This is a genomic window from Amycolatopsis sp. WGS_07, assembly GCF_045278895.1.
Taxonomy (GTDB): Bacteria; Actinomycetota; Actinomycetes; order Mycobacteriales; family Pseudonocardiaceae; genus Amycolatopsis.
In genome coordinates this window covers 9,617,743-9,637,525 of sequence record NZ_CP136053.1, presented here as the reverse complement: position 1 = coordinate 9,637,525, position 19,783 = coordinate 9,617,743, and the positions used below count along the sequence as shown (strand labels likewise).

Annotated in this window: 17 protein-coding genes and 1 pseudogene; 11 read left to right on the top strand and 7 right to left on the bottom strand. The window is 69.1% G+C overall.

Features of this window, described 5'->3' with window-relative positions:
• Positions 1 to 204 precede the first annotated feature (204 nt).
• Genes RPX00_RS45135 through RPX00_RS45120 form a run of 4 tightly spaced genes read left to right on the top strand, consistent with a single transcriptional unit; the run spans position 205 to position 4,478 of the window.
• Complete coding sequence (locus RPX00_RS45135; protein WP_406635214.1) at positions 205 to 2,559, top strand: xanthine dehydrogenase family protein molybdopterin-binding subunit; 2,355 nt, start codon at positions 205 to 207, stop codon at positions 2,557 to 2,559.
• Complete coding sequence (locus RPX00_RS45130) at positions 2,556 to 3,449, top strand: FAD binding domain-containing protein (protein ID WP_406635212.1); 894 nt, start codon at positions 2,556 to 2,558, stop codon at positions 3,447 to 3,449. The genes RPX00_RS45135 and RPX00_RS45130 overlap by 4 nt, the downstream gene beginning before the upstream one ends.
• A complete protein-coding gene (locus RPX00_RS45125; protein WP_406635210.1) occupies positions 3,442 to 3,936 on the top strand; it encodes a (2Fe-2S)-binding protein in 495 nt (164 codons plus the stop codon). The genes RPX00_RS45130 and RPX00_RS45125 overlap by 8 nt, the downstream gene beginning before the upstream one ends.
• Positions 3,933 to 4,478, top strand: a complete 546-nt coding sequence (locus RPX00_RS45120; RefSeq protein ID WP_406635209.1) for a carboxymuconolactone decarboxylase family protein — start codon at positions 3,933 to 3,935, stop codon at positions 4,476 to 4,478. Before RPX00_RS45125 ends, RPX00_RS45120 begins: the two co-directional genes overlap by 4 nt.
• 34 nt (positions 4,479 to 4,512) lie before the next feature.
• Here RPX00_RS45120 and RPX00_RS45115 read toward each other — a convergent pair whose 3' ends face one another.
• The 5 genes and pseudogenes from RPX00_RS45115 to RPX00_RS45095 all read right to left on the bottom strand — a co-directional run bounded on the left by RPX00_RS45115 (position 4,513) and on the right by RPX00_RS45095 (position 9,402).
• Positions 4,513 to 5,073: a cupin domain-containing protein gene (locus RPX00_RS45115; protein ID WP_406635207.1), complete on the bottom strand. Its 561-nt coding sequence runs from the start codon at positions 5,071 to 5,073 to the stop codon at positions 4,513 to 4,515.
• A gap of 37 nt (positions 5,074 to 5,110) precedes the next feature.
• The gene (locus RPX00_RS45110; protein ID WP_406635205.1) at positions 5,111 to 6,019 is read right to left on the bottom strand and encodes a dioxygenase; all 909 of its coding nucleotides are present in this window, start codon (positions 6,017 to 6,019) and stop codon (positions 5,111 to 5,113) included.
• Positions 6,016 to 7,004: pseudogene (locus RPX00_RS45105) on the bottom strand (maleylacetate reductase). Before RPX00_RS45105 ends, RPX00_RS45110 begins: the two are co-directional and overlap by 4 nt.
• A 209-nt stretch (positions 7,005 to 7,213) precedes the next feature.
• Positions 7,214 to 8,197 (bottom strand): AraC family transcriptional regulator, encoded by a 984-nt coding sequence (locus RPX00_RS45100; protein ID WP_406635203.1) that lies wholly within the window; start codon positions 8,195 to 8,197, stop codon positions 7,214 to 7,216.
• Between the two features lie 5 nt (positions 8,198 to 8,202).
• On the bottom strand, positions 8,203 to 9,402 hold the full coding sequence (locus tag RPX00_RS45095) for an FAD-dependent monooxygenase (RefSeq protein ID WP_406635202.1): 1,200 nt from the start codon (positions 9,400 to 9,402) through the stop codon (positions 8,203 to 8,205).
• Positions 9,403 to 9,549: 147 nt separating this feature from the next.
• Here RPX00_RS45095 and RPX00_RS45090 point away from each other — a divergent pair, with 147 nt between their 5' ends.
• The 7 genes from RPX00_RS45090 to RPX00_RS45060 all read left to right on the top strand — a co-directional run bounded on the left by RPX00_RS45090 (position 9,550) and on the right by RPX00_RS45060 (position 18,045).
• Complete coding sequence (locus RPX00_RS45090) at positions 9,550 to 10,329, top strand: IclR family transcriptional regulator (protein WP_406635200.1); 780 nt, start codon at positions 9,550 to 9,552, stop codon at positions 10,327 to 10,329.
• 354 nt (positions 10,330 to 10,683) lie between these two features.
• Positions 10,684 to 11,934: an aldehyde dehydrogenase family protein gene (locus RPX00_RS45085; RefSeq protein ID WP_406635198.1), complete on the top strand. Its 1,251-nt coding sequence runs from the start codon at positions 10,684 to 10,686 to the stop codon at positions 11,932 to 11,934.
• 41 nt (positions 11,935 to 11,975) lie between these two features.
• The gene (locus RPX00_RS45080) at positions 11,976 to 13,622 is read left to right on the top strand and encodes a thiamine pyrophosphate-dependent enzyme (protein ID WP_406635196.1); all 1,647 of its coding nucleotides are present in this window, start codon (positions 11,976 to 11,978) and stop codon (positions 13,620 to 13,622) included.
• A gap of 88 nt (positions 13,623 to 13,710) precedes the next feature.
• Entirely contained in the window at positions 13,711 to 15,090 is a 1,380-nt protein-coding gene (locus tag RPX00_RS45075; RefSeq protein WP_406635194.1) for an MFS transporter, read from the top strand.
• Positions 15,074 to 15,844 carry an SDR family NAD(P)-dependent oxidoreductase gene (locus tag RPX00_RS45070; protein ID WP_406635192.1) on the top strand — a complete coding sequence of 257 codons (771 nt, stop codon included), beginning with the start codon at positions 15,074 to 15,076 and terminating at the stop codon, positions 15,842 to 15,844. Before RPX00_RS45075 ends, RPX00_RS45070 begins: the two co-directional genes overlap by 17 nt.
• Before the next feature lie 44 nt (positions 15,845 to 15,888).
• A complete protein-coding gene (locus RPX00_RS45065; protein WP_406635190.1) occupies positions 15,889 to 16,515 on the top strand; it encodes an MBL fold metallo-hydrolase in 627 nt (208 codons plus the stop codon).
• A gap of 57 nt (positions 16,516 to 16,572) precedes the next feature.
• A complete protein-coding gene (locus RPX00_RS45060; protein ID WP_406635188.1) occupies positions 16,573 to 18,045 on the top strand; it encodes an MFS transporter in 1,473 nt (490 codons plus the stop codon).
• A 108-nt stretch (positions 18,046 to 18,153) separates the two neighbouring features.
• Here the strand turns inward: RPX00_RS45060 and RPX00_RS45055 are convergent, their stop codons facing one another.
• Positions 18,154 to 19,329: a 3-keto-5-aminohexanoate cleavage protein gene (locus tag RPX00_RS45055; protein WP_406635186.1), complete on the bottom strand. Its 1,176-nt coding sequence runs from the start codon at positions 19,327 to 19,329 to the stop codon at positions 18,154 to 18,156.
• A 33-nt stretch (positions 19,330 to 19,362) separates the two neighbouring features.
• Positions 19,363 to 19,776: an acyl-CoA thioesterase gene (locus tag RPX00_RS45050; RefSeq protein ID WP_406635184.1), complete on the bottom strand. Its 414-nt coding sequence runs from the start codon at positions 19,774 to 19,776 to the stop codon at positions 19,363 to 19,365.
• Between the last annotated feature and the right edge of the window lie 7 nt (positions 19,777 to 19,783).

Here is a 19,783-nt window from a genome sequence, read left to right as displayed (position 1 = left end):
ATGTTCATTGAATGACCGGGCGGCCGGTTTCGCCGGAGACCGCCGCTGTTTCTGGCGGGAACCGGATCACGCTGTCGGGGAACGGATCGACCGCGGCCTGGCCGAGTCCTAGCGTGCGTCCATGGCTGATGTCCGGAATGGCGGAGCGCGGTGACGCGCGGAGATACGCCCACGGAGGCGGGAACGCGGGCCACGGGCAAGGTTGTGGGTCGCCCGGTCCGCAAGCACGACGGTGACGACTACCTGACGGCGCGCGCGACCTATACCGGTGACATCGTGCTGCCGGGCACGGTCTACGCCGCCCTGGTGCGCGCGCCGCTCGCGCACGCGCTGATCCGGTCTGTCGAGACGGCGGCGGCGGAAAGCGCTCCCGGCGTGATCGCGGTGGTCACCGGCGAAGACCTGGCCTCGTGGTGCGACGAGATTCCGCACGGCCTGGACGCCGGGCTGCTCGGGGGACATCACAGCGCCGTGTTCCCGCTGGCCGTCGGGAAGGTCGTCTACGCCGGTGAGCCGGTCGTTGCGGTGGTCGCGGCTTCGGAGGCGGACGCCCGTGCGGCCTGTTCGAGTGTCGAGGTGGACTACGAGCCGCTGCCGGTCGTGCTCGACGTGGAGTCCGCGCTCGCCGCGGACGCCCCGCTCCTCTATCCGGACTGGGGCGAAAACGTCCTCATCGAAGGCGAAGTCGGAAGCGGCGACTTCGCCGAGGCGGCGCGCGGTGCCGCGCAGGTGCTCGAAGGCGAACTGCGCACTCACCGTGGCACCGCGGCACCGATGGAGCCGCGCACGTACCTGGCCGACTGGGACGCCGACGGCCAGCAACTGACTCTCTACGCGTCGACACAGAACCCCCATGTGCTTCGGACAGTGCTCGCCGCGTCGATGCGACTGCCCGAGGAGCACATCCACGTCATCGCGCCCAAGGTCGGCGGTTCGTTCGGATTGAAGATGTACGGGAGCCGCGAGGACTTCATCGCGCCTGTTCTCTCGCGGATTGTCGGCAGGCCGGTCAGCTGGCGGGAAGAACGCGCGGCGTCCTTGCTGCCCGCTGCCCGGGAACAAGTGCTGTCTTACCGGGTGGCTTTCGACGGCGACGGCCGCCTGCTCGCCCTCGACGTCGAAGCCCTCACCGATCACGGTGCCGCGGCGCCGACGCACGGTTGGGGGATGGCGTACGTCGGCGCGCTCTCGACGGGACTCGGTTACGCCATCGCGCACTGCCAGGTGCGCTATCGGGTGGTGGTTACGAACAAGGCGCCGTGGAGCGGCACGAAACCGTTCGGCAAGGACGGCGCGACGCTGCTGCTGGAACGAATCATGGAGCGGATCGCGTCCGCGACCGGCATCGACGCCATCACCGTGCGGAGGCGCAACTTCGTCCGTGCGAACGCCTTCCCATACCGGCACACCTCAGGTCTGGAGCTGGACAGCGGCGATTACGGCGCCGCCCTCGACAAGACGCTGGAAATCCTTTCCTGCCAAGAGCTGCTCGCTGAGCAGGCGCGGCTGCGGGAGGAAGGCCGTTGCCTCGGGATCGGCATCGGATTCGAGCTCATGCCGGAAAGTGCGGACATCCCAGGCGCTTTCGTCGCGGCGTACGACACCTCGACAGTCCGGATGAGCCCGTCGGGCCGGGTGTCGGTGCTCACCGGAGTCACCAGTCCCGGCACCGGCAGCGATACGGGCATCTGCCAGCTCGTCGCGGACGAACTGGGTGTTGGTTTGGACGCCGTCTCCGTAGTGCAAGGCGATACCGGCACCTGTCCGTACGGCTTCGGCAATATTTCGAGCCGTTCCCTGGTGACCGGCGGCAACGCCGCGGTGCTCGCCGCACGAGACGTGGCGCGCAAGATCCGCACGGCTGCCCGCGTGCTGCTGGGAGCGGATCCCGGGCAACCGGTGCTGATCGAGGACGGCGTCGTCCGGCTAGTCGGCGACTCGTCCCGCAGCGTCTCCGTCGCCGAGGTCGCCACGGCCGTGTACACCCGCTCCTACTTGCTCCAGCTCGACTTCGAGCCGCACCTGGAGTCGACCCGCACGTACCGGCCCGCCAACATCCGCGAGGTGCCGGACGCGCTGGGCCGGATGCAGACGTATACGACCTATCCCTACGCGGTGCACGCCTCCGTCGTCGAAGTCGACACCGAAACCGGGGTCGTCACGCTGCTGCGGCACGTGGCGACGCACGACTGCGGCACCGTGATCAATCCGCTGATGGTCGACGGGCAGGTCACCGGCGGCGTCGTGATGGGCCTCGGCGCGGCCTTCGGCGAAGAAATTCTCTTCGACGACAACGGGATCCCGCTCACGACCGGCTTCAAGACCTACCTGCTCCCGCGAGCGGTCGACGTGCCGCGGGTCGAACTCGGCCACCTCTGCACCCCGGCTCCGGGGACGCCGCTGGGCGCGAAGGGCGTCGGGGAGGCGGGATTCTCCGGGGCGCTGGCGGCGGCGTTCAACGCGGTGAACGCCGCGATCGCGCCGCTAGGGGCTTCGCTCGACCGCACGCCGTTGAGCCCGGTCGCGATCCTGCGCGCGCTCAGGGAGGCGCGGCGATGATCCCGACCCGCTTCGAGTACCTCGCGCCGCGGACCGTCGCCGGTCTCGTCGCCGCACTGGACGGCGAGAGCCGGCTGCTGGCCGGCGGCACCTGGGTGGTGCCGGAGATGGAACGTGCCGAGTCCCGCCCGCGACGCGTCGTCGATCTCCGCCATGCCGGGCTCGCGACGATCTCGGTCGAGCGATCCCGGCTGTGTCTCGGCGCGATGTGCACCTACAGCGATCTCCTTGCCAGCGAGGACGTCGCGCGCCACGCGCCGCTCCTGCACACCATGGCAGCCGGGGTGACCGGCGGAGCGGCATTGCGAAACCAGGCCACCATCGGCGGTTCCGTTGCGGCTGCCCGGCCGCAGTCCGACGTTCCCGCGACGTTCGTCGCTCTCCGCGCGAACGTGGTCGTCGCAGGCCCGGCGGGAGTACGCCGGGTGCCGGTCGCGGAACTGTTCCTCGACGCCGGGCGAACCGTGCTCGCTGCCGCCGAGGTGATCACCGGTTTCGAGGTGCCGTCTTCGCGTGCTTTCGCGCATGGCTACGTGAAGGTGAAGCGGGGCGGCAGTTCTTGGCCGATCGCCACCGCGGCGGTGCTTCTGCGCCTCGATGATGCGGGCCGCTGCGCTGATGTGCGGCTCGTCCTGGGCGGGGTTGAGCCGGTGCCGCTCACGGTCGATCTCTCCGGTCTGCTCGGACGTCCGCTCGGCGACGAGGAACTGGATGCGGCCGCGGCGCAGGCGGCGGACGCGGTTTCCGTCCCCTGGACCGACGTGCTCGCCCCGGGGGAGTACCGCGCCGCGGTCGCGGGCCCGGTGGCCCGCAGGGCGCTCGCTATGGCCCGGGCGGGCATCGGCAAACGCGCAGCAAGACCGGGCACTGAGGGGGAACGGCATGGATGACGACCTGACGGTCCTTGAGCTGACCGTGAACGGGAAGCGCCGCACGGCGGCGGTGGACCGGCGTGATCTGCTGATCGAAGCACTCCGCACCCGGTTCGGCGTCACCGGACCGAAGATCGGCTGCCTCACCGGCGACTGCGGGGCCTGCACGGTCCGGCTGGGCGGCCGGATCACCAAGTCCTGCCTCCGGCTCGCCGTCGCCGAAGACGGCGCGGAGATCGAGACGCTGGAGTCGATGAGCACGGAAGGTCTGAGCGGACTCCAGGAATCGTTCTGGGACGCCAACGCGTTCCAATGCGGCTACTGCCTTTCGGGCATGCTTTTTTCGGCGGAGGACCTGCTCGAACGCAATCCCGCTCCGGACGAGGACGAGATCCGCCAGGCCATCAGCGGGAACCTGTGCCGCTGCACCGGTTATGCCGCGATCGTGACCGCCATCAAGAACTACGCCGACAGGCGCTCCGCCGACGAGGAGAATGCGCAATGAACGACAACGCCGGACGGCTCCCGCTGATCGACCCGGATTCGGCCCCGGAGGAAGTGCGGGCCGCGTTCGCGAAGCTGCCTGACGTCAACCTGTTCCGGGCCATGGCGGGAGCCACGACGTTGTATCCGCCGTTCGTCGATTGCCTGGCCGGGCTCTTTCAGGACCTGGAGCTCGACGCCCGGACCGAACGGCTCGCGGTGCTGCTCGTCGGCAAACTGTCGGACTGCCACTACGTCTGGCGGCAGAATATCGTGACCGCCAAAAGCGTCGGCATCTCCGACGCGCAGATCGCCGCGATCGACCGCGGCGACTTTGCCGCGTTCGGTCTCAAGCACCGGGCGGCGCTCGCCTTCACCGAGGACTGCGTGCGCAATGTCGACGTGAGCGATGCGGTTTACGCCGCCGCTGCGCGAGAACTCTCCTCGCGCGCGATCGCCGAACTTCTGTACGTCGTCGGCGTTTACATGATGATCTGCCGGTTCGCCCGCTCGGGCCGGGTGCCGTTGGACGACAAGCCCGGCCCCTCGCCGTACGCGTCGTGAACGGCGGGGGACCGGGCTCTGCCAGCCGGGATCGTCAGGCCGGCGGGCCGTCCTCCGGGAGGGTCCCGCCGACCAGCACGAAGGCGATCAGGCACGGCTCGCCGGAGCGGTTGGACCACGCGTGGGAGGTGCCTCGCTGCACCAGCACGTCGCCTTCCGCCATGCGCCTTTCCGCCGCGTCCAGGACCGCCCAGACCTCGCCGCGCAGGACGATCGCGTAGTCGATCGAACGGGTGGTGTGCACGGCCAGCGGCCGGATTTCGTTGCCGTCCCGGTCGAAGCGCCATTCGGAGTCTGGCGGCAGTTCGAGCGTGCGGAACACGGTGCCGGTCGCTGTCGGTGCGATGGGGAGCTTCTCGTCGGTGTCCATCGGGTCCCGCGGCGGCCCGCTGTTGTCGGCGGGCGTCGTGTCCGTGCGCCAGAGATCCGTGACGACATAGCCCGGCACGCCGTGGCCGGTGCGCGCCCATCGCCCCCGGTCCTCGAGCACCACGGTGGATTCGCCGTCGGGGTCGAGCCCGGTGACGATCCGCCGGATCCGGTGCGTGCCGGGCGCGGGTTCCACCTCGTTGACGAACGGGTCGTAGTCAGTCACTCGTGCTCCTTTGCCATCGTTGTCCGAAGTACGGGGGTCACGTGCCCGCCGGGGCCAGGACGATGTCGAACCGGGCCTTCGACCAGCTCGTCCGGCCGAGGTCGCGGCCGTCGGGTGCCGCGGAGCCGGGCTCCTGCCGGCTGAAGTCCTTGACCAGCGACTGCTTGACCCCGAAGACGGAGTCCGAGCCGAGGTAGCGGTCGCCGCGAACGAAGATGTGCGTGACGAGGGTCCGGTGGCCCTCGTGGGCGACCAGGAAGTGCAGGTGGGACGCGCGCATCGGGGAGCGGCGCACGGCCGTCAGCATCCGGCCGACCGGTCCGTCGTCGGGGATCGGGTACGGGGTCGGGGTGACGCCCCAGAACCGGTAGCCGCCCTCGTCGTCGGTGTAGAGGTGCGCCCGGGCCGCGGTGCGGTCGTCGTCGTACTGGACGTCGTAGAGACCGTCCGCGTCCGCCTCCCAGACCTCGATGCGCGCGCCGGCCAGTGGGTTGCCCTCGGTGTCGGTGACCGTTCCCTCGACCCAGCACGGTTCGCCGCTCGCCCCGAAGGAGATGTCCCCGCCGAGTTCGATCTCCGGACTGTTCTCGACGAAGAACGGGCCGAACACTGTTGCTTCGGTCGCGTCGCCGCATGCTTCGTTGTTCATGGTGATGGTCTGCATCGAGGCGCCGAGGACGTCGGAGAGCAGTACGAACTCCTGCCGTTTGTCGTCGGTGAGGTGCCCGGCCGCGGTGAGGAATTCGATCGCCTCGCCCCACTCGGCTTCGGTCAGCCGCACTTCGCGCAGGAAGGCGTGCAGGTGCCGGACGAGGGCTTGCATGAGCTGCTTGAGCCGTTCGTCGCCGCAGCCGTCGAAGGAACTCAGCACTCGCCGGATCAGCTCGGCCTCGCGTTCGGATTGCTCCGGCGAGACCGTCGCCGGGGTTTCCCGGTCGGTCGTCATGCGGGTTCACTTCCTTCCCATGCCGCGCGCAGCAGCGCGGCGAGGTTGTCGACGGTGGCGGGGGTCGGATTGCTGTCGGGCACGGCTTCGAGGATCGCCTCGACCGCGGCGGGCAGGTCGGCTTCGGCGAGGCCGTAGTCCCGTAAGGCCGCCGGTGCGCTTAGCTGCGCGCGCAGGGCTTGCAGGCCAGCCAGCGCGGTATCGGTGCCGAATGCCGCTGCGAGCCGGCGGTCGGCGTCGGGTGCGTTCGGTGCGTTGAACGCCAGGACATAAGGCAGCACGACAGCGTGGGTTTGCGCGTGGGGGAGGTCGTACATTCCGCCGAGGACGTGACAAATCTTGTGGTGCAGCCCCGAACCGGCCGAGGCGAACGCCGTCGCGGCCAGGTAAGCGCCGTACAGGGCATGCTCGCGACCGTCCAATCCGGACGGATCCGCAGCCACCTCGGGAAGCCCGGCGTTGAGTGCCCGCACCCCTCCGCCGCCAGCGCCGCGTTGATCGGATCGGCTCGCGGAGCCCAGAGACTGTCCACGCAGTGCGCCAGCGCGTTCAGCCCGGACGCCACGCTCAGGTCCGCGGGCAGGGTGAGCGTCAGCGAAGGGTCGTAAACGATCGCGGCGGGCAGCACGCGCGGATCGCGTCCGGTGGTCTTCACCGCGTTCTCGGTCAGGCCCCAGACGTCCGTCGCCTCGGAGCCGGCGTACGTGGTGGGCACGGCGATGATCGGCAGTCCGGTCGTGAGGGCGGTCGCTTTGGCCAGTCCGGTGGTCGAGCCGCCGCCGACCGAGACGATCGCGTCGGCCTGATGGTCCGCGGCCGCGGCGCGGGCTCGTTCGGCCAGTTCGACGGGGACGTGCATGGCGACCTCGTGGTGCCGCAGCGCCACCGGAAGATCGGCCGCGATCTCGTCGGCGAGCGCCCGTTCGGCGTCGGCGGCGATCACCATGACCCGCCGGGCGCCGAGCCACTCCGCCTCCGCCCGCACTCCGGCCGCCGCGGCTCCCGAAGCGAACCGGACTCGTTGCGGCAGCGTGGTATGGATGAATCGCACTACATCACTCCGGACGGACTCGGTTTCTGATTGCGGCACGAGCCTGGCATCGACGGCCGTGTCGGCAGAAGGCTGCTGATCATTGAACGAACCGTTTTCCCGCCCTTGCTTGGCGAACTCGTCGGCCAACAAGTCCGCGCGGGTCAGGCCGTGCCGCGCAGAGTGTGCGACGGGTTGGTCCCGTAGCGCTTGCGGTAGAGGGCGGCGAAGCGCGGCACGTGAGTGAATCCCCACCGCAGCGCCACCTCGGTCACTGTGACACTGTGAGGTTCGGCGGCGCGGAGTTCCTCGTGGGCGCGCGCGAGCCGCACCTGCTGCACGTACTCGTGCGGCGACATGCCCAACGCCGAACGGAAGTGCCGCTGCAACGAGCGCGGCGTCATCCGCACGGCGCGCGCCAGCCGCTCGACGCTCAGTCCTGCGGAGGGGTCGCCTTCGACGATCTCCATCACCCGCCGCACCGGCGGTTGCTGGTGCAGTCCGGTCGCGATCCGGTCCAGCTGCGGGGAATAGTTGTGGGGCTGTGCGAGCAGCAAGCCGGTCATCAGCAGGTTTGCCCACGGCACCGCGGCAGGGGAGAGCTCGGCGAGGCTTCCCGGATGATCGAGCTCTCGCAGCAGCGACCGGACGGTCCGCCACCACGATCCGATGGCCGGTGCGGTCAGGTCCATGTCCGGCCGGAAGCGGAGGACGGCGGACGCGGAGCAGCCGAGCATGGCCTCCAGGTGCTCGGTGAGGGCTTGGCGCTCGACCCGGACGTGCAGCTGGCGGTAGTCGTCGCTCAGCCGCATGTCCACCTGCATCCGAGGGGAGATGACTGCTGCGCGAGCCTGGTCGACGACCACCTCGTCTCGTCCGAAGACGACCCGGTTGCGGCCGTGCAGGGCCAGATTGATGTCGTAGTAGTCCACCTGCTCGGTCAGCTGCACGCCGAGTTCGGTGCCGAGATTACGGCAGTACACCAGCGAAACCGGCCCCAGCGAGGCCTTCGCCAGGTCGGTGCGCACCTCGGGCGTGCCCGGGGCGAGCGGCGTCAGCCGGTGCGGCGTGAGCAACTGCGACACCGAATGGCGGAACTCGTCGAGGTCCGGGGAACTCAACACCGCGAAGCGCTCCAGCACACCCATGCTCTTTACCTCTCAGCGAGCACCGCGTCGGGGTCGTATTCGTAGATCCAGCCGTTGGCGACCAGCGGGTCCTCCTGGGCGAACGCGGCGTCGCGGGCCCGCTGCTGCGGGCCGTCGGGAAGGTGGTTCACGTGGGAGCGGCCGTGGCTGACCGTCTGGAGCCGGGTAGTGCGGGGGATGCGGAGCCCTTCGTAACGCAGCAGCGCGGTCGCGGGATCGTCGATGTCCTCGGCCAGGCAACGGGCCAGGACCGCGGCGTCCTCCAGCGCTTGGGCGGCGCCTTGGGCGAAGAACGGGAACATCGGATGCGCGGCGTCGCCGAGGAGCGTCGCGCTGCCTTCCGACCACCGGGCGAGCGGGGCGCGGTCGAGCAAGGCCCACCGCCCGGGGGTGCCCGCGGCCCGGATCAGGCTGGTCAGACGGCGGTCCCAGCCGCCGAACTCGGCGAGGAATTCCTCGACCGTCGCGGTCGCGGTCCAGGACTCGACGGTGTCGCCGCCCGCGGGCGCGAAGGCGACCAGGTTGACGTACTTGCCCGCGGAGATCGGGTAGTGCACCAGATGATGGCCGGGCCCGATCCACAAAGTCTGCGCGGGCTGACGGGCGAAGTCGGGTGCGTCGCCGGCCGGAACCAGCGCCCGGAAGGCGCACAAGCCGGAGTCCGTCGCGGGCGAGGAGCCGATGATGGTGTTGCGAACGGTGGAGTGCACCCCGTCCGCGCCGATCACGACGTCGGCCTCGGCCGAGCGGCCGTCGGCGAAGCGGATCCGCCAGGCACCGCCGACGGCGTCGAGGCCGGTGCATTTGTGGCCGAGCTTGACGAGATGCCGCGGCACACATGACCGGATGGCCGTGAGGAGCGCGGCTCGGTGTGCGGTGTAGGTGTGCTCGCCGTAGAGACGCTCACAGGACGCCGCGAGATTCTCCTCGGAGAGCACCGTGCCGTCCGCCCAGCGCCGGAATTGCCAGCCGGTGTCGAGCCGGACCGCGTCCTCGCGCAGGCGGTCGAGGACGCCGAGCTTGCGCAGCTGGCGTCCGGCGTTGGGAGCGATCACGAGACCGGCGCCCACCTCGGCGAGCCGCGCCGCCTGCTCGTACACGGTGGCCTGGATCCCTTGCTGCTGAAGGAAAGCCGCGGCGGCGAGCCCGCCGATGCCCCCGCCGAGAATCGCGATCCTCGGCCCTGCGATCGTGCGTGCTGTCATTCTTCGTCTCCTCCGGCGATCCGCGCGATCGATGCGTGGCCACGGTCTGTTTTCACCCCGCCCATGCTGCCCGGCTGGGCCGGCGTCGGGCCATGATGTTTCATTGAACGAACATTCGAGGGGCGCGAAGACAGCGAGGTGATCGGCGTGCCGCGGACCAGCGAACCCGGGCGGAGCGTGAGTTCCCGGCTTCTCGATCTGCTGTTCTCCTTCGGGCCGGGCGAGGTCGAGCTGAGCCTGGCCGACCTCGCGCGCAAGACCGGGCTGCCGCATCCGACCGCGCGCCGGCTCGTGCTGGAACTGACCAGTGCCGGCGCGCTCGAGAAACGTCCCAACGGCCGCTTCGCTGTCGGTCTTCGCCTGTGGCAGCTGGGGACGCTCGCGCCCCTGACCGAATCGCTGCGCACGATGGCCCAGCCTGTCATGGAAGACCTGTACACCGCCCTGCACCAGCACGTTCAGCTCGCCGTCCTGGAGGGCACCGAGGCGGTGATCATCGAGCGGTTGTCCGCGCGCCGTGCCCTCGGGCTGGTCTCGCAGGTGGGCGGACGGCTGCCGCTGCACTGCTCCGGAGTCGGCAAGGTGCTGCTCAGCCACGGAGGACCCGCCTTGACGAACAAGATCCTGGAAAGCGGGCTGCAGCGCTACACGCCGCGGACGATCACTGACCCCGGTGCGCTTCGGCGCGAACTGGCCGACTGCCGCCGCACCGGCAGCGCGCTGGTGGACGGCGAACTGACCAAAGGCGCCGACTCGATCGCGACGCGCGTCATGAACCACGAAGGACGCGTGGTGGCCGCGCTCTCGGTCGTCGTGCGGTCCGGATCGGTTCAACGGCAGGCGGTTCTCCCGTCCGTCATCGCCAGCGGGCTCGGCATTTCCCGGATGCTCGGCTGGCGTCCGGGCATCAAGGCACGCAACGGCTGAGCGCGGCCGATGTCCGTTCAATGAACGAAGGCGTTGTTCCTCTCCCCGGCGGCTCCGGATACTCGCCGCAGTCTGGTGATGGCCACCAGAACACCGAAGCGTGGAGGAGAGGCCGATGTCGCCCATCGGAACCGGATCGGCCGAGGAGCCGCGAGTCGGGAAGTCCGGCCTTTTCATCGCCGGCCGATCCGTGCCGGCGCAGGACGGCCGCTACGTGCGGACTGTCGAGGCCGTCACCGCGGCACCGATCGCGGACGTCGCGGCGGCCACCGTCGCCGACGCCGGGCGCGCGGTCGACGCGGCCGCGGAAGCGTTGCCCGGCTGGGCCGGGCTCCGCCCGCGCGGCGGCGGAAAGTGTTGCTGCGCGCCGCCGAACTGTTCGGTGAACGGGCCGCCGAGCTGTCGGCGATCATGGGCCGGGAAATGGGCGCGACCCGGCCGTGGTGCCGATTCAACGTCCAGGTCGCGCAAGACCTCCTCGCCGAAGCCGCGGCGCAGGCCTATTCCGCGGTGGGCGAGGTCATCCCGTCCGATGTGCCGGGCCTGACGGCGATGGGGATCCGCCAGCCCGCCGGTGTCGTAGTGGGGATCGCGCCCTGGAACGCGCCGCTGATCCTCGGAGTCCGGGCAGTGGCGATGCCGCTGATTTACGGCAACACGGTCGTGCTCAAAGCGTCCGAGCAAACGCCGCTCACGCACGCTGCCATCGTGGAGATCCTCCACGACGCGGGGGCTTCGGCCGGAGCGGTCAACCTGATCGCCAACGCGCCCGAGGACGCGCCGTCGATCGTCGAGGCGCTGGTGGCCCATCCGGCGACCGCACGGGTCAACTTCACCGGCTCCACCAGAGTTGGCCGGATCGTCGGCGAACTCGGCGGCCGGCACCTGACGCGCGTGGTGCTCGAACTGGGCGGCAAAGCTCCGGTCGTGGTCCTCGCCGACGCGGACCTCGAGGCAGCTGCGGCGGCTGCCAGTTTCGGGGCCTTCATGAACCAGGGCGAGATCTGCATGTCCACCGAGCGGGTGATCGTCGAACGCCCCGCGGCTGACGAACTGAGCGCGCTGTTGGCCGAACGAGCGGCGAAGCTCGTCGTCGGCCCGCCGGACGACGACGCCGCCCAGATCGGCCCGCTCGTGCACGCCGGAGCCCGCGACCACGTGATGGCGCTCGTCGAGGACGCTGTGCGACAGGGGGCAGAGGTGCTCGCCGGAGGCTCGGCGGACGGGCTGTACGTGCAGCCGACTGTCCTCCGGCACGTCACCCCGGCCATGCGGATCTACCACGAGGAAACCTTCGGCCCGGTCGTGTCGGTCATCGAAGCCGCCGACGCGGACGAGGCGGTCGCTACCGCCAACGACACCGAATACGGGCTTGCGGCGGCCGTTTTCAGCCGCGACGGCGGGCAGGCCCTCGACGTGGCCCGCCGCATCCGGTCGGGCATCTGCCACATCAACGGCGCGACCGTCCACGACGAACCGCAGATGCCCTTCGGGGGCGTCGGCGCCAGCGGATGGGGACGGTTCGGCTCCCGCGCCGCTCTCGAGGAGTTCACGGAACTGCGCTGGATCACGCAGCAGTCCGGCGAGCGCCACTACCCGATCTGAGCCCGCGCTTCCTTCACCACCCGCTCGAGGAGACAACTCTGATGACCACCGCGGACCCCGATCTCGTCGTCGACGAAGCCGCTCCGGAGAAAACCGTACGGAAGGCGGTCTTCGAAGTACTGCGGCACCACGGGACGACCACGATCTTCGCCAACCCCGGATCGACGGAAATCACGTTCCTCACCGGACTTCCGGACGACCTTGACTTCAAGCTCGCGCTGCACGAGGGCAGTGTCGTGGGCATGGCCACCGGCTGGGCGACCGCGACCGGCCGTCCCGCGTTCGTCAATCTCCACACGACGGCGGGGCTCGCCAACGCCGCGGGCGCGCTCGCGACCGCGCGGACCAACCGGGTGCCGCTGGTGGTCGTGGTCGGGCAACAGGACCGCCGCCATCTCGCCCATGATCCCTTCCTCGCCGGCCGGTTGTCCGGACTCGTCGGCGACTATCCCGTGTGGACGGGCCATCCGGCACGCGCGGAGGACGTCCCCGGTGCGGTCGCCCGCGCGCACCACGAAGCGGTCACCGGCGAGGGCCCCGCGCTGGTCGTGGTGCCGATGGACGACTGGCTTCAACCCGCCGGGCAACTCCGCGCGGCGGCCCCTGCCGACATCCGCCGGGGACGGCCCACCCTCGGCGCCGAGATCGACGATCTCGCTGCCGCCCTCGACAACGCCCACACACCGGCACTCGTCGTCGGCTCCGCCTCGGACGGCCAGTCGAACTGGGCCGCCGTCGCCGCACTGGCCGAGCGCCTCGGAGCACCGGTGTGGCAGGAGCCGTTCGGTGCGCGCGCAGGCTTTCCCCAGGACCACCCCGCGTTCAGCGGGCACCTGCCCCCGGCACGGTCCGCGGTGCGGTCGGTCCTGGGCCGGCACGACGTGATCCTGGTGCTCGGCGCGCCGGTGTTTCGGCAGTATCCTTGGGAGCCGGGCGAATTGGTTCCCCGGACAAGCACCGTCCTCCAGGTGACACCGTATGCGGACGACACCCATCACAGCGTCGCCGATCGTGCCTTCGTCGCCGATGTCGCGCTGACCTGCCAAGCCCTCGCCGGCCGGGTCCGCGCCCGCGACGGGCGACCCGCCGCCGCCCGCCCGCCGGTGACTCCCTTGGCTCCTCCGCGAACCGGAGAGCCGCTTCGGCCCGGACACGTCTTCGACCTCCTGGCCCGCGGACTGCCGCGCGACACGATCGTGGTCGAGGAGTCGCCGTCGAGCCGGCCCGAGTTGCACCGCCGCGTCCCCGCCCGCGCTCCGCTCGGTTTCGTGAGCGCGGCCGCGGGCGGCCTGGGATTCGGCCTGCCCGCGGCGATCGGGCTCAAACTGGGCGCACCACGCCGCCCCGTCGTCGCCGTGCTCGGAGACGGTTCCTCGCTCTACGGCATCCAAGGACTGTGGAGCGCCGCCCACTACCGCGTCGGGGCACTGTTCGTGGTGCTGTCCAACGGCGGCTACGCGATCATGGACCGGCTCGCGGAGCAGTCCGGGCAGGGCAAACCGCCATGGCCGTCGTTCGCCGAGGTGAGCATCGCCGGGATCGCGGCGGGGCTCGGCTGCCCGGCCCAGCGGATCAGCGACTACGACGAGCTGGCGGCGACACTCGCCGAACACCTGCCGGCACTCGCCGCACGGACCGGCCCGCTGGTGCTCGACATCGAGGTGGCCGCGGACCCGAGCTACGGGTAGCCAACCCCATTACCGCCGGCAGTCCGCGAAATGAGGCCGGAAACGGCGCGGAATTGTCCTGCCTTCCCCCAGGAGAACGGAAAGAACCATGTCCGCTCGCAATGTCGCGACGGGCCGCGAGGCCGCGCGGAGCACCAGATGGATCCTGCTGATCTGCTGCCTGACCGTGGTCTTCGACGGGTACGACCTGATCGTGTACGGGACCGTCGTCCCCGACCTGCTCGCTTACCGGCCGTGGGCACTGACTCCGGCTGACGTCGGCCACATCGGAAGCCTCGCGCTCGTCGGGACGCTGGCCGGAGCGCTCGTCGTAGGCACGCTCACCGACATCGTCGGCCGGCGCCGGACGATGATCGGCTGCCTCGTCTGGTTCTCGATCGCCATGCCGCTGACCGCGCTGGCGCCCAATCCGGAGATTTTCACCCTGCTGCGCTTCGTCACCGGGCTGGGGCTGGGCGGAGTGATCCCCACCGCGATCGCGCTGACCGCGGAGTATTCCCCAGCGCGGCGTCGACAGCTCAACAACGCGGTGATGTTCTCCGGCTATTCGATCGGAGGAATGCTCGCCGCGGTCCTCGCGCTCGTACTGCTGCCCGTCGGCGGGTTCCGGATCATGTTCGTCATCGGCATCGCGCCCCTGGTCGTCGTCGTGCCGCTCGCCATCCGGATGCTGCCCGAATCGATCGCCTTCCTCACGGCGAAAGGACGGCACGACGAGGCGGCGGCCTACGCGCGGCGGTTCGGTCTCGCTGAGTACGAGCCGCCGACGGATTCCCGGCCCGCCGATCCGAAGCGCGGGCTCGTCGAGACAGCCAAGACGATCATGGGCGGTCGTCGTCTGCCGATGACTTCGCTTCTCTGGATCATCTCCGTCATCGGGCTGCTGCTGGTCTACGGGCTCAACACCTGGCTGCCGCAGTTGATGCGCAACGCGGGCTACCCGATGGGATCTGCCCTGACCTTCCTGCTGGTGTTCAACATCGGTGCTGTCGCCGGCGTGATCATCGCCGGCGCGCTGGCCGACCGGGTGGGCGAGAAACTCGTCATCGCCTGCTCGTTCTGCGTCGCCGCCGTCGCGGTCCTGCTCTTCATCCTCAGGCCCGCGACCGCGCCGATGCTCCTCGTCGGCGCACTCGCCGGATTCGGCTCGAACACGCAAACCCTGGTCAACGCGTTCATCGGCGGGCTCTATCCTCCGCAGGCTCGCGCGACCGCGCTCGGATGGGCACTCGGCGTCGGCAGAATCGGCGCGATCATCGGCCCCACCTATGGCGGCTACATTCTCACCCAGGTCAACGCGGGCGCACTCTCCGCCAATTGGAGTTTCTACGCCTTCGCCATTCCAGCGGTACTGGCAGCGGTTCTTACCGTTCTCGTGCCACGACACCGCACGGACGGTCCGCCGCCGAAGAAAAGAATCATTCCAGTGACTACGAATCAGGAGAAGCTACGTGACCGCGAAAAATAGTGGTTCGGATGTGGTCGTGGTGACCGGGGCCGGTGGTGGCATCGGCCGGGCCATCGCGGTGCGCCTCGGGGGACATGGCACCCGCCTCGCCTTGACCGACGTGAACGAGTCCGCGCTGCGAGAGACCGCGGACCAGGTCGCCAAGGCCAGCCCCGAGCCGGTCGTCGAGGCCGGAGACGGCCTGGACACCAGCGTGACGACGGCCCTGGTCGCCAAGGCGACTGAGACCTTCGGCAGGATCGACGGCCTGGTCAACGCGACCGGCATCACCCTGCCCAGGCCGCTCCGGGAGACCTCGTCCGAGGATTTCGACCGGGTCATGTCGGTCAACGTGAAAACCCACCTGCTCATGATGCAGGCGGTCCTGCCGGTCATGACCGCCGCCCGGTACGGCTCGATCGTCAACATCTCCTCGGTGGGCGCCCGGGTCGCGCTGCCGAACCTGAGCGTGTACTGCGCGTCCAAGGCCGCCGTGATCGGCCTGAGCCGCGGCGTTGCCGCCGAGTACGCCGCCGACAATGTCCGATGCAACGCCGTCTGTCCGGGCGGGGTGGACACCGCGCTGGGACGGGCCGCCCTCGACCCGTTCGAGGACAAGCAACGCGGGCTGGAAATCCTCACCGGCCGCCAGTTGTTCAAGCGCTGGGCCGATCCGGACGAGATCGCCAGCCTCGTCGAATACCTTCTCGGCCGCGATTCGACCTTCGTCACCGGCGCGGTGTTCGACATCGACGGCGGCCACACCACCACCTGACCCCGTTTGTTTTCGGCTCCGTCCCGACCGAGCAGGAGAGGCATTTGCAGATCACCCACTTCGGACACGCCTGCGTGCTCGTCGACACCGGGTCCGCCCGGCTTCTCATCGATCCCGGCGTCATGTCCGACATCGACGGCGTCGACGGCATCGACGCGGTTTTGCTCACGCACAAGCATCCCGATCACGTGGATCCGGAAAAGGTCCGCGGCGTGCTGGCCAGGAGCCGCCGGGCAGTACTGGCGGCCCCCGGCGACCTCGGCGAGACGATGTCCGGCCTGCCGCGGCATCGCCCGGCCGAACCGGGGGAGACACTGCGGTTCGGGGACACCGTCGTCGACATCGTCGGCGGTGTCCACGCCACCGTGCACGAAACGATTCCGAGTTGCGCCAACCTCGGCTACCTGATCGACGGTGGCGCGTTCTTCCACCCCGGGGACTCGTTTCACGAGCCCGGAGTGGAGGTCGGAGTCCTCGCCGTGGCGATCGACGGACCGTGGCTCAAGATCGCCGAGTCCATCGACTACGTCCGGCGGGTCGCGCCGCGCGTCGCCATCCCGATCCACGAAGGAGAAACGCTCGACCCCGCGAAATACGTCGGCATGTTGAGCAACGCGGTCGGCGGCGGCGTCGTGCGCCGCTTGGAACGCGGGTCGGCCACCCGGCTGTAGCGGCCACCAATACGGCAGCGGCCGAGATTCCTCGGCCGCTGCCGTGAGCTGAAACTCATGCGCCCGGCCTTCGCAATCACCGAATTCACGGACGCCGATTCGATTCCCGACGGAAGGCAGGGCAACGATGCCCGGGTATTTCGAGAGCCTCTTGCTTGCCAATCAGCATCAGCGTCATTCGCAGTGCTTCGCCGGCGCGGAGGCGGCGTGATGACGCCCGGCGAAGCCCGCTCCGACGCACACCGCTACGAGCGGCGCCTGCTTATCGTCCTGTTCCTGGGGGTGGGGTTCGTCCTCTTCGACAGGCAGGCCTTGGCGTTCCTCACGCCCTACATCAATGTCGACTTCGGGCTGTCGTCGGCACAGCTCGGCCTGGCCGCTGGCGCGCTGTCCTTTGCCTGGGCGGTGTCCGGAATCCTGATGGGCGCCCTCTCCGACCGGCTCGGACGACGCAAGTCGCTGCTGATCACGGCCGTGGTGCTCTTCTCCCTGATCTCCGCGGTCTCCGGGCTGGCGACGGGTTTCGCCGGCCTGCTCATCGCGCGGGCTCTCATGGGCGCGGCCGAGGGCGGCGTGATCCCGTTGTCGCAATCGCTGATGATCCAGGCGTCCCGGCCGAATCGACGCGGCCTGAACATGGGCCTGGTCCAGGGGGCTTCGGCGGGATTGCTCGGCGGCATCGCGGCGCCGTTCGCCTTCATCTGGCTCGCCGAGTCCATCGGCTGGCGTTGGTCGTTTTTCCTGACACTGTTGCCGGGGCTGCTGATCGCGGCCGCGCTGATGGTGATCGTCCGCGAACGTCCGTTGCTCCCGGCCGCCCGATCGACAGCGAAGCCGACGGTGAAGGTACCGCTCCGCCAGGCCCTGGGCTCGCGCAATGTGGTGCTGTGCATCCTGATCGCCGTTTGCTACCTCACCTGGTTTTCCGCGATCGTCACGTTCACCCCTCTGTATCTGCTGCAAATCAAGGGATTCGCCCCGGGGACGATGGGAACGGTGATGACGTGCCTCGGCGTGGCCTGGATGGTGTGGGGTGTCGTCACGCCCGCCATCTCGGACCGGATCGGCCGCAAGCCCGCGCTGGCCGGCTTCACGGTCCTGGCCGTCTGCTGCCCGCTGGCGGTGATGTTCGTGGACAACGCGTGGCTTCTCGGCGCGGCGATGATGCTGACCTACACCGGTGTCGGCTGCTTCACGCTGTTCATGGCGGTCATCCCCGCCGAATCCGTCCCGCCGGGTGCCTTGGCGACCGTGGCCGGGGTGACGATGGGCGCGGGCGAACTGCTGGGCGGCGCCTTCGGCCCCATGCTCGCCGGATGGGCTTCGGACAGGTGGGGCCTGCAAGCAGCGATGGTCATCGCGGCGGCGAGCGCGGTGCTCGTTGTGCTGCTCAGCCTCGGTCTGCGGGAGACGGCGCCCCGGGCGCTGTCCCGGTCGACGGGCGCCCTGCCGGCCGCGCGGACCGGCACCGCCGGGGAGTGTCCGGGATCGGGTAGAAGCCGGTCCGTCTCGCAGAACCAGCTTCCGTGATTCTCTTTGCCGGTCAGACCGGCTTGCTGTGGAAGCCGGGCGGGGCGCGGGGACGCGGCGGCCGCGTCCCACCCGGTTTGTGCGGCGCGGTCCAGCGCGGGTGCGGGCTTATGTCCCGGGCTTGACAGCAGTCAGGCCGAGCATGCGGCGCGCCGCTGTCACGTCCATGACCCTGTCGCCGAGGGATTCGATGATCTTGACGGCTCGTTCTACGAGCTGTTCGTTGGTCGCGAGCACTCCACGGGCGAGATAGATGTTGTCTTCGAGTCCGACTCGCACGTGTCCTCCAAGGAGCACGGCGAGGCCGGCGATGTGCAGCTGCCGTGCACCCACGCCGAACGCGAACCAGACGGAGTCTGCTGGAAGACTGCTTCGCATCGCCAGCAGGCCTTCAGGCGTGGCGGGGGCGCCGTAACGGACCCCGAGGCACAGTTGGAAGATCGTTGGCGACGGCAGCAGCCCCTTGGCGATCAGGCTCTTGGCGAGTTCGATGTGGCCCAGGTCGAATACTTCGACCTCCGGTGCCACGCCGGCTTCTCGCAGTTGCCGGGCCATTTGTTCGAGCCATGACGGAGTCGTCGCGTAGACCGCGTCGCCGAAGTTGACCGATCCGCAGTCGAAGCTGCCGATGTCCGGGCGAAGCTCGAGGATATGCTCGATGCGTTCCGTCGGACTGACGAAGTCCATCTCTGCGGGGAAATCCAGGGGACTGTCCGGCGGTCCGAACAGCATCTCCCCTCCCATGCCGCCAGTCAGGTTGACGATCAGGGAGTCATCGACCTCTCGAATCCGTTCGAGGACTTCACGGTAGAGTTCGCGACGCCGGGACGGCTCGCCGGTGTCCGGTTCGCGGACGTGCGCATGGACTGCCGCGGCTCCGGCTTTGGCGGCGCGCAGCGCGTCCTCGGCGATCTGCTTCGGAGTGACGGGAACGCTGGGGTTCTTCTTGTGCCCGTCGCCGCTGCCGGTCAAAGCGCAGGTGATCATGACTTCTCGACTCATCGTCAACCTTTCCGTCGTGAGTCTTGTCAGGTAGTCCAACCGAGGAGTTCGCGGATAAGCGCGGTTCGGTCGTGAGAGTGTTCCAGCTTCTTCCTTCGTCGATCCCATTGTGCTCGGAATCACAAGTGGGAGAGTTGCGACGAATTCGTCGGCGATCACATGGGTTTCTTCTTTAAGAGACCTGTGCAGGAAGGCGCGCTGGTGCCGCGCGATTTGTGTCGGCAATCGACGGATTTTCCGCACCGCCGTTGTGGCCTGATTGCCGGAGCGAGGCTCGGGCACCGCAGATCATCCTATGGCGACACGCGCTGTTTTTCACAGGTGCTCCTCTCCGGTCGAGACGGGTATGCGGTAGGCGTCGAGTTGACGGCGGACATGGTCGGGCACAGGAGATGGTCGGCCCTGTTCGTCGACATAGACAGATACCGATGTCGCTTCCATCGCCGGTGCGCCGTCGGCGGCGAGAATTTCAGTGGTCGTTATGCTGGATCTCCCTACGCGAATGCCGGTCAGGGATCCTCTTACCTCCGTTACGCCTAGCGGTATGGCGGTGATGAATGTGAGGTTGGCTGATGCGAGCACTGTCGAGTCCCTGCGAATGCCAGCCTGGATGAAGAAACTATCGCGAAGGTGCTCGAGGTAGGTCAGGTAGACGGCATTGTTGGCGTGGCGGTTGGCATCGAAGTCGGTCCATCGTGTCGGAATATTGCGGACGAACGGTTCCGGCATCAGATCA

Bases quoted from the DNA above. Each gene is read 5' to 3' on its own strand.
- RPX00_RS45125 (WP_406635210.1), top strand. From the start codon at position 3,442: ATGGATGACGACCTGACGGTCCTTGAGCTGACCGTGAACGGGAAGCGC.
- RPX00_RS45060 (WP_406635188.1), top strand. From the start codon at position 16,573: ATGCGCCCGGCCTTCGCAATCACCGAATTCACGGACGCCGATTCGATT.
- RPX00_RS45050 (WP_406635184.1), bottom strand. From the start codon at position 19,776: ATGCCGGAACCGTTCGTCCGCAATATTCCGACACGATGGACCGACTTC.
- RPX00_RS45100 (WP_406635203.1), bottom strand. From the start codon at position 8,197: ATGGGTGTGCTGGAGCGCTTCGCGGTGTTGAGTTCCCCGGACCTCGAC.
- RPX00_RS45110 (WP_406635205.1), bottom strand. From the start codon at position 6,019: ATGACGACCGACCGGGAAACCCCGGCGACGGTCTCGCCGGAGCAATCC.
- RPX00_RS45120 (WP_406635209.1), top strand. From the start codon at position 3,933: ATGAACGACAACGCCGGACGGCTCCCGCTGATCGACCCGGATTCGGCC.
- RPX00_RS45095 (WP_406635202.1), bottom strand. From the start codon at position 9,402: ATGACAGCACGCACGATCGCAGGGCCGAGGATCGCGATTCTCGGCGGG.
- RPX00_RS45130 (WP_406635212.1), top strand. From the start codon at position 2,556: ATGATCCCGACCCGCTTCGAGTACCTCGCGCCGCGGACCGTCGCCGGT.
- RPX00_RS45080 (WP_406635196.1), top strand. From the start codon at position 11,976: ATGACCACCGCGGACCCCGATCTCGTCGTCGACGAAGCCGCTCCGGAG.
- RPX00_RS45075 (WP_406635194.1), top strand. From the start codon at position 13,711: ATGTCCGCTCGCAATGTCGCGACGGGCCGCGAGGCCGCGCGGAGCACC.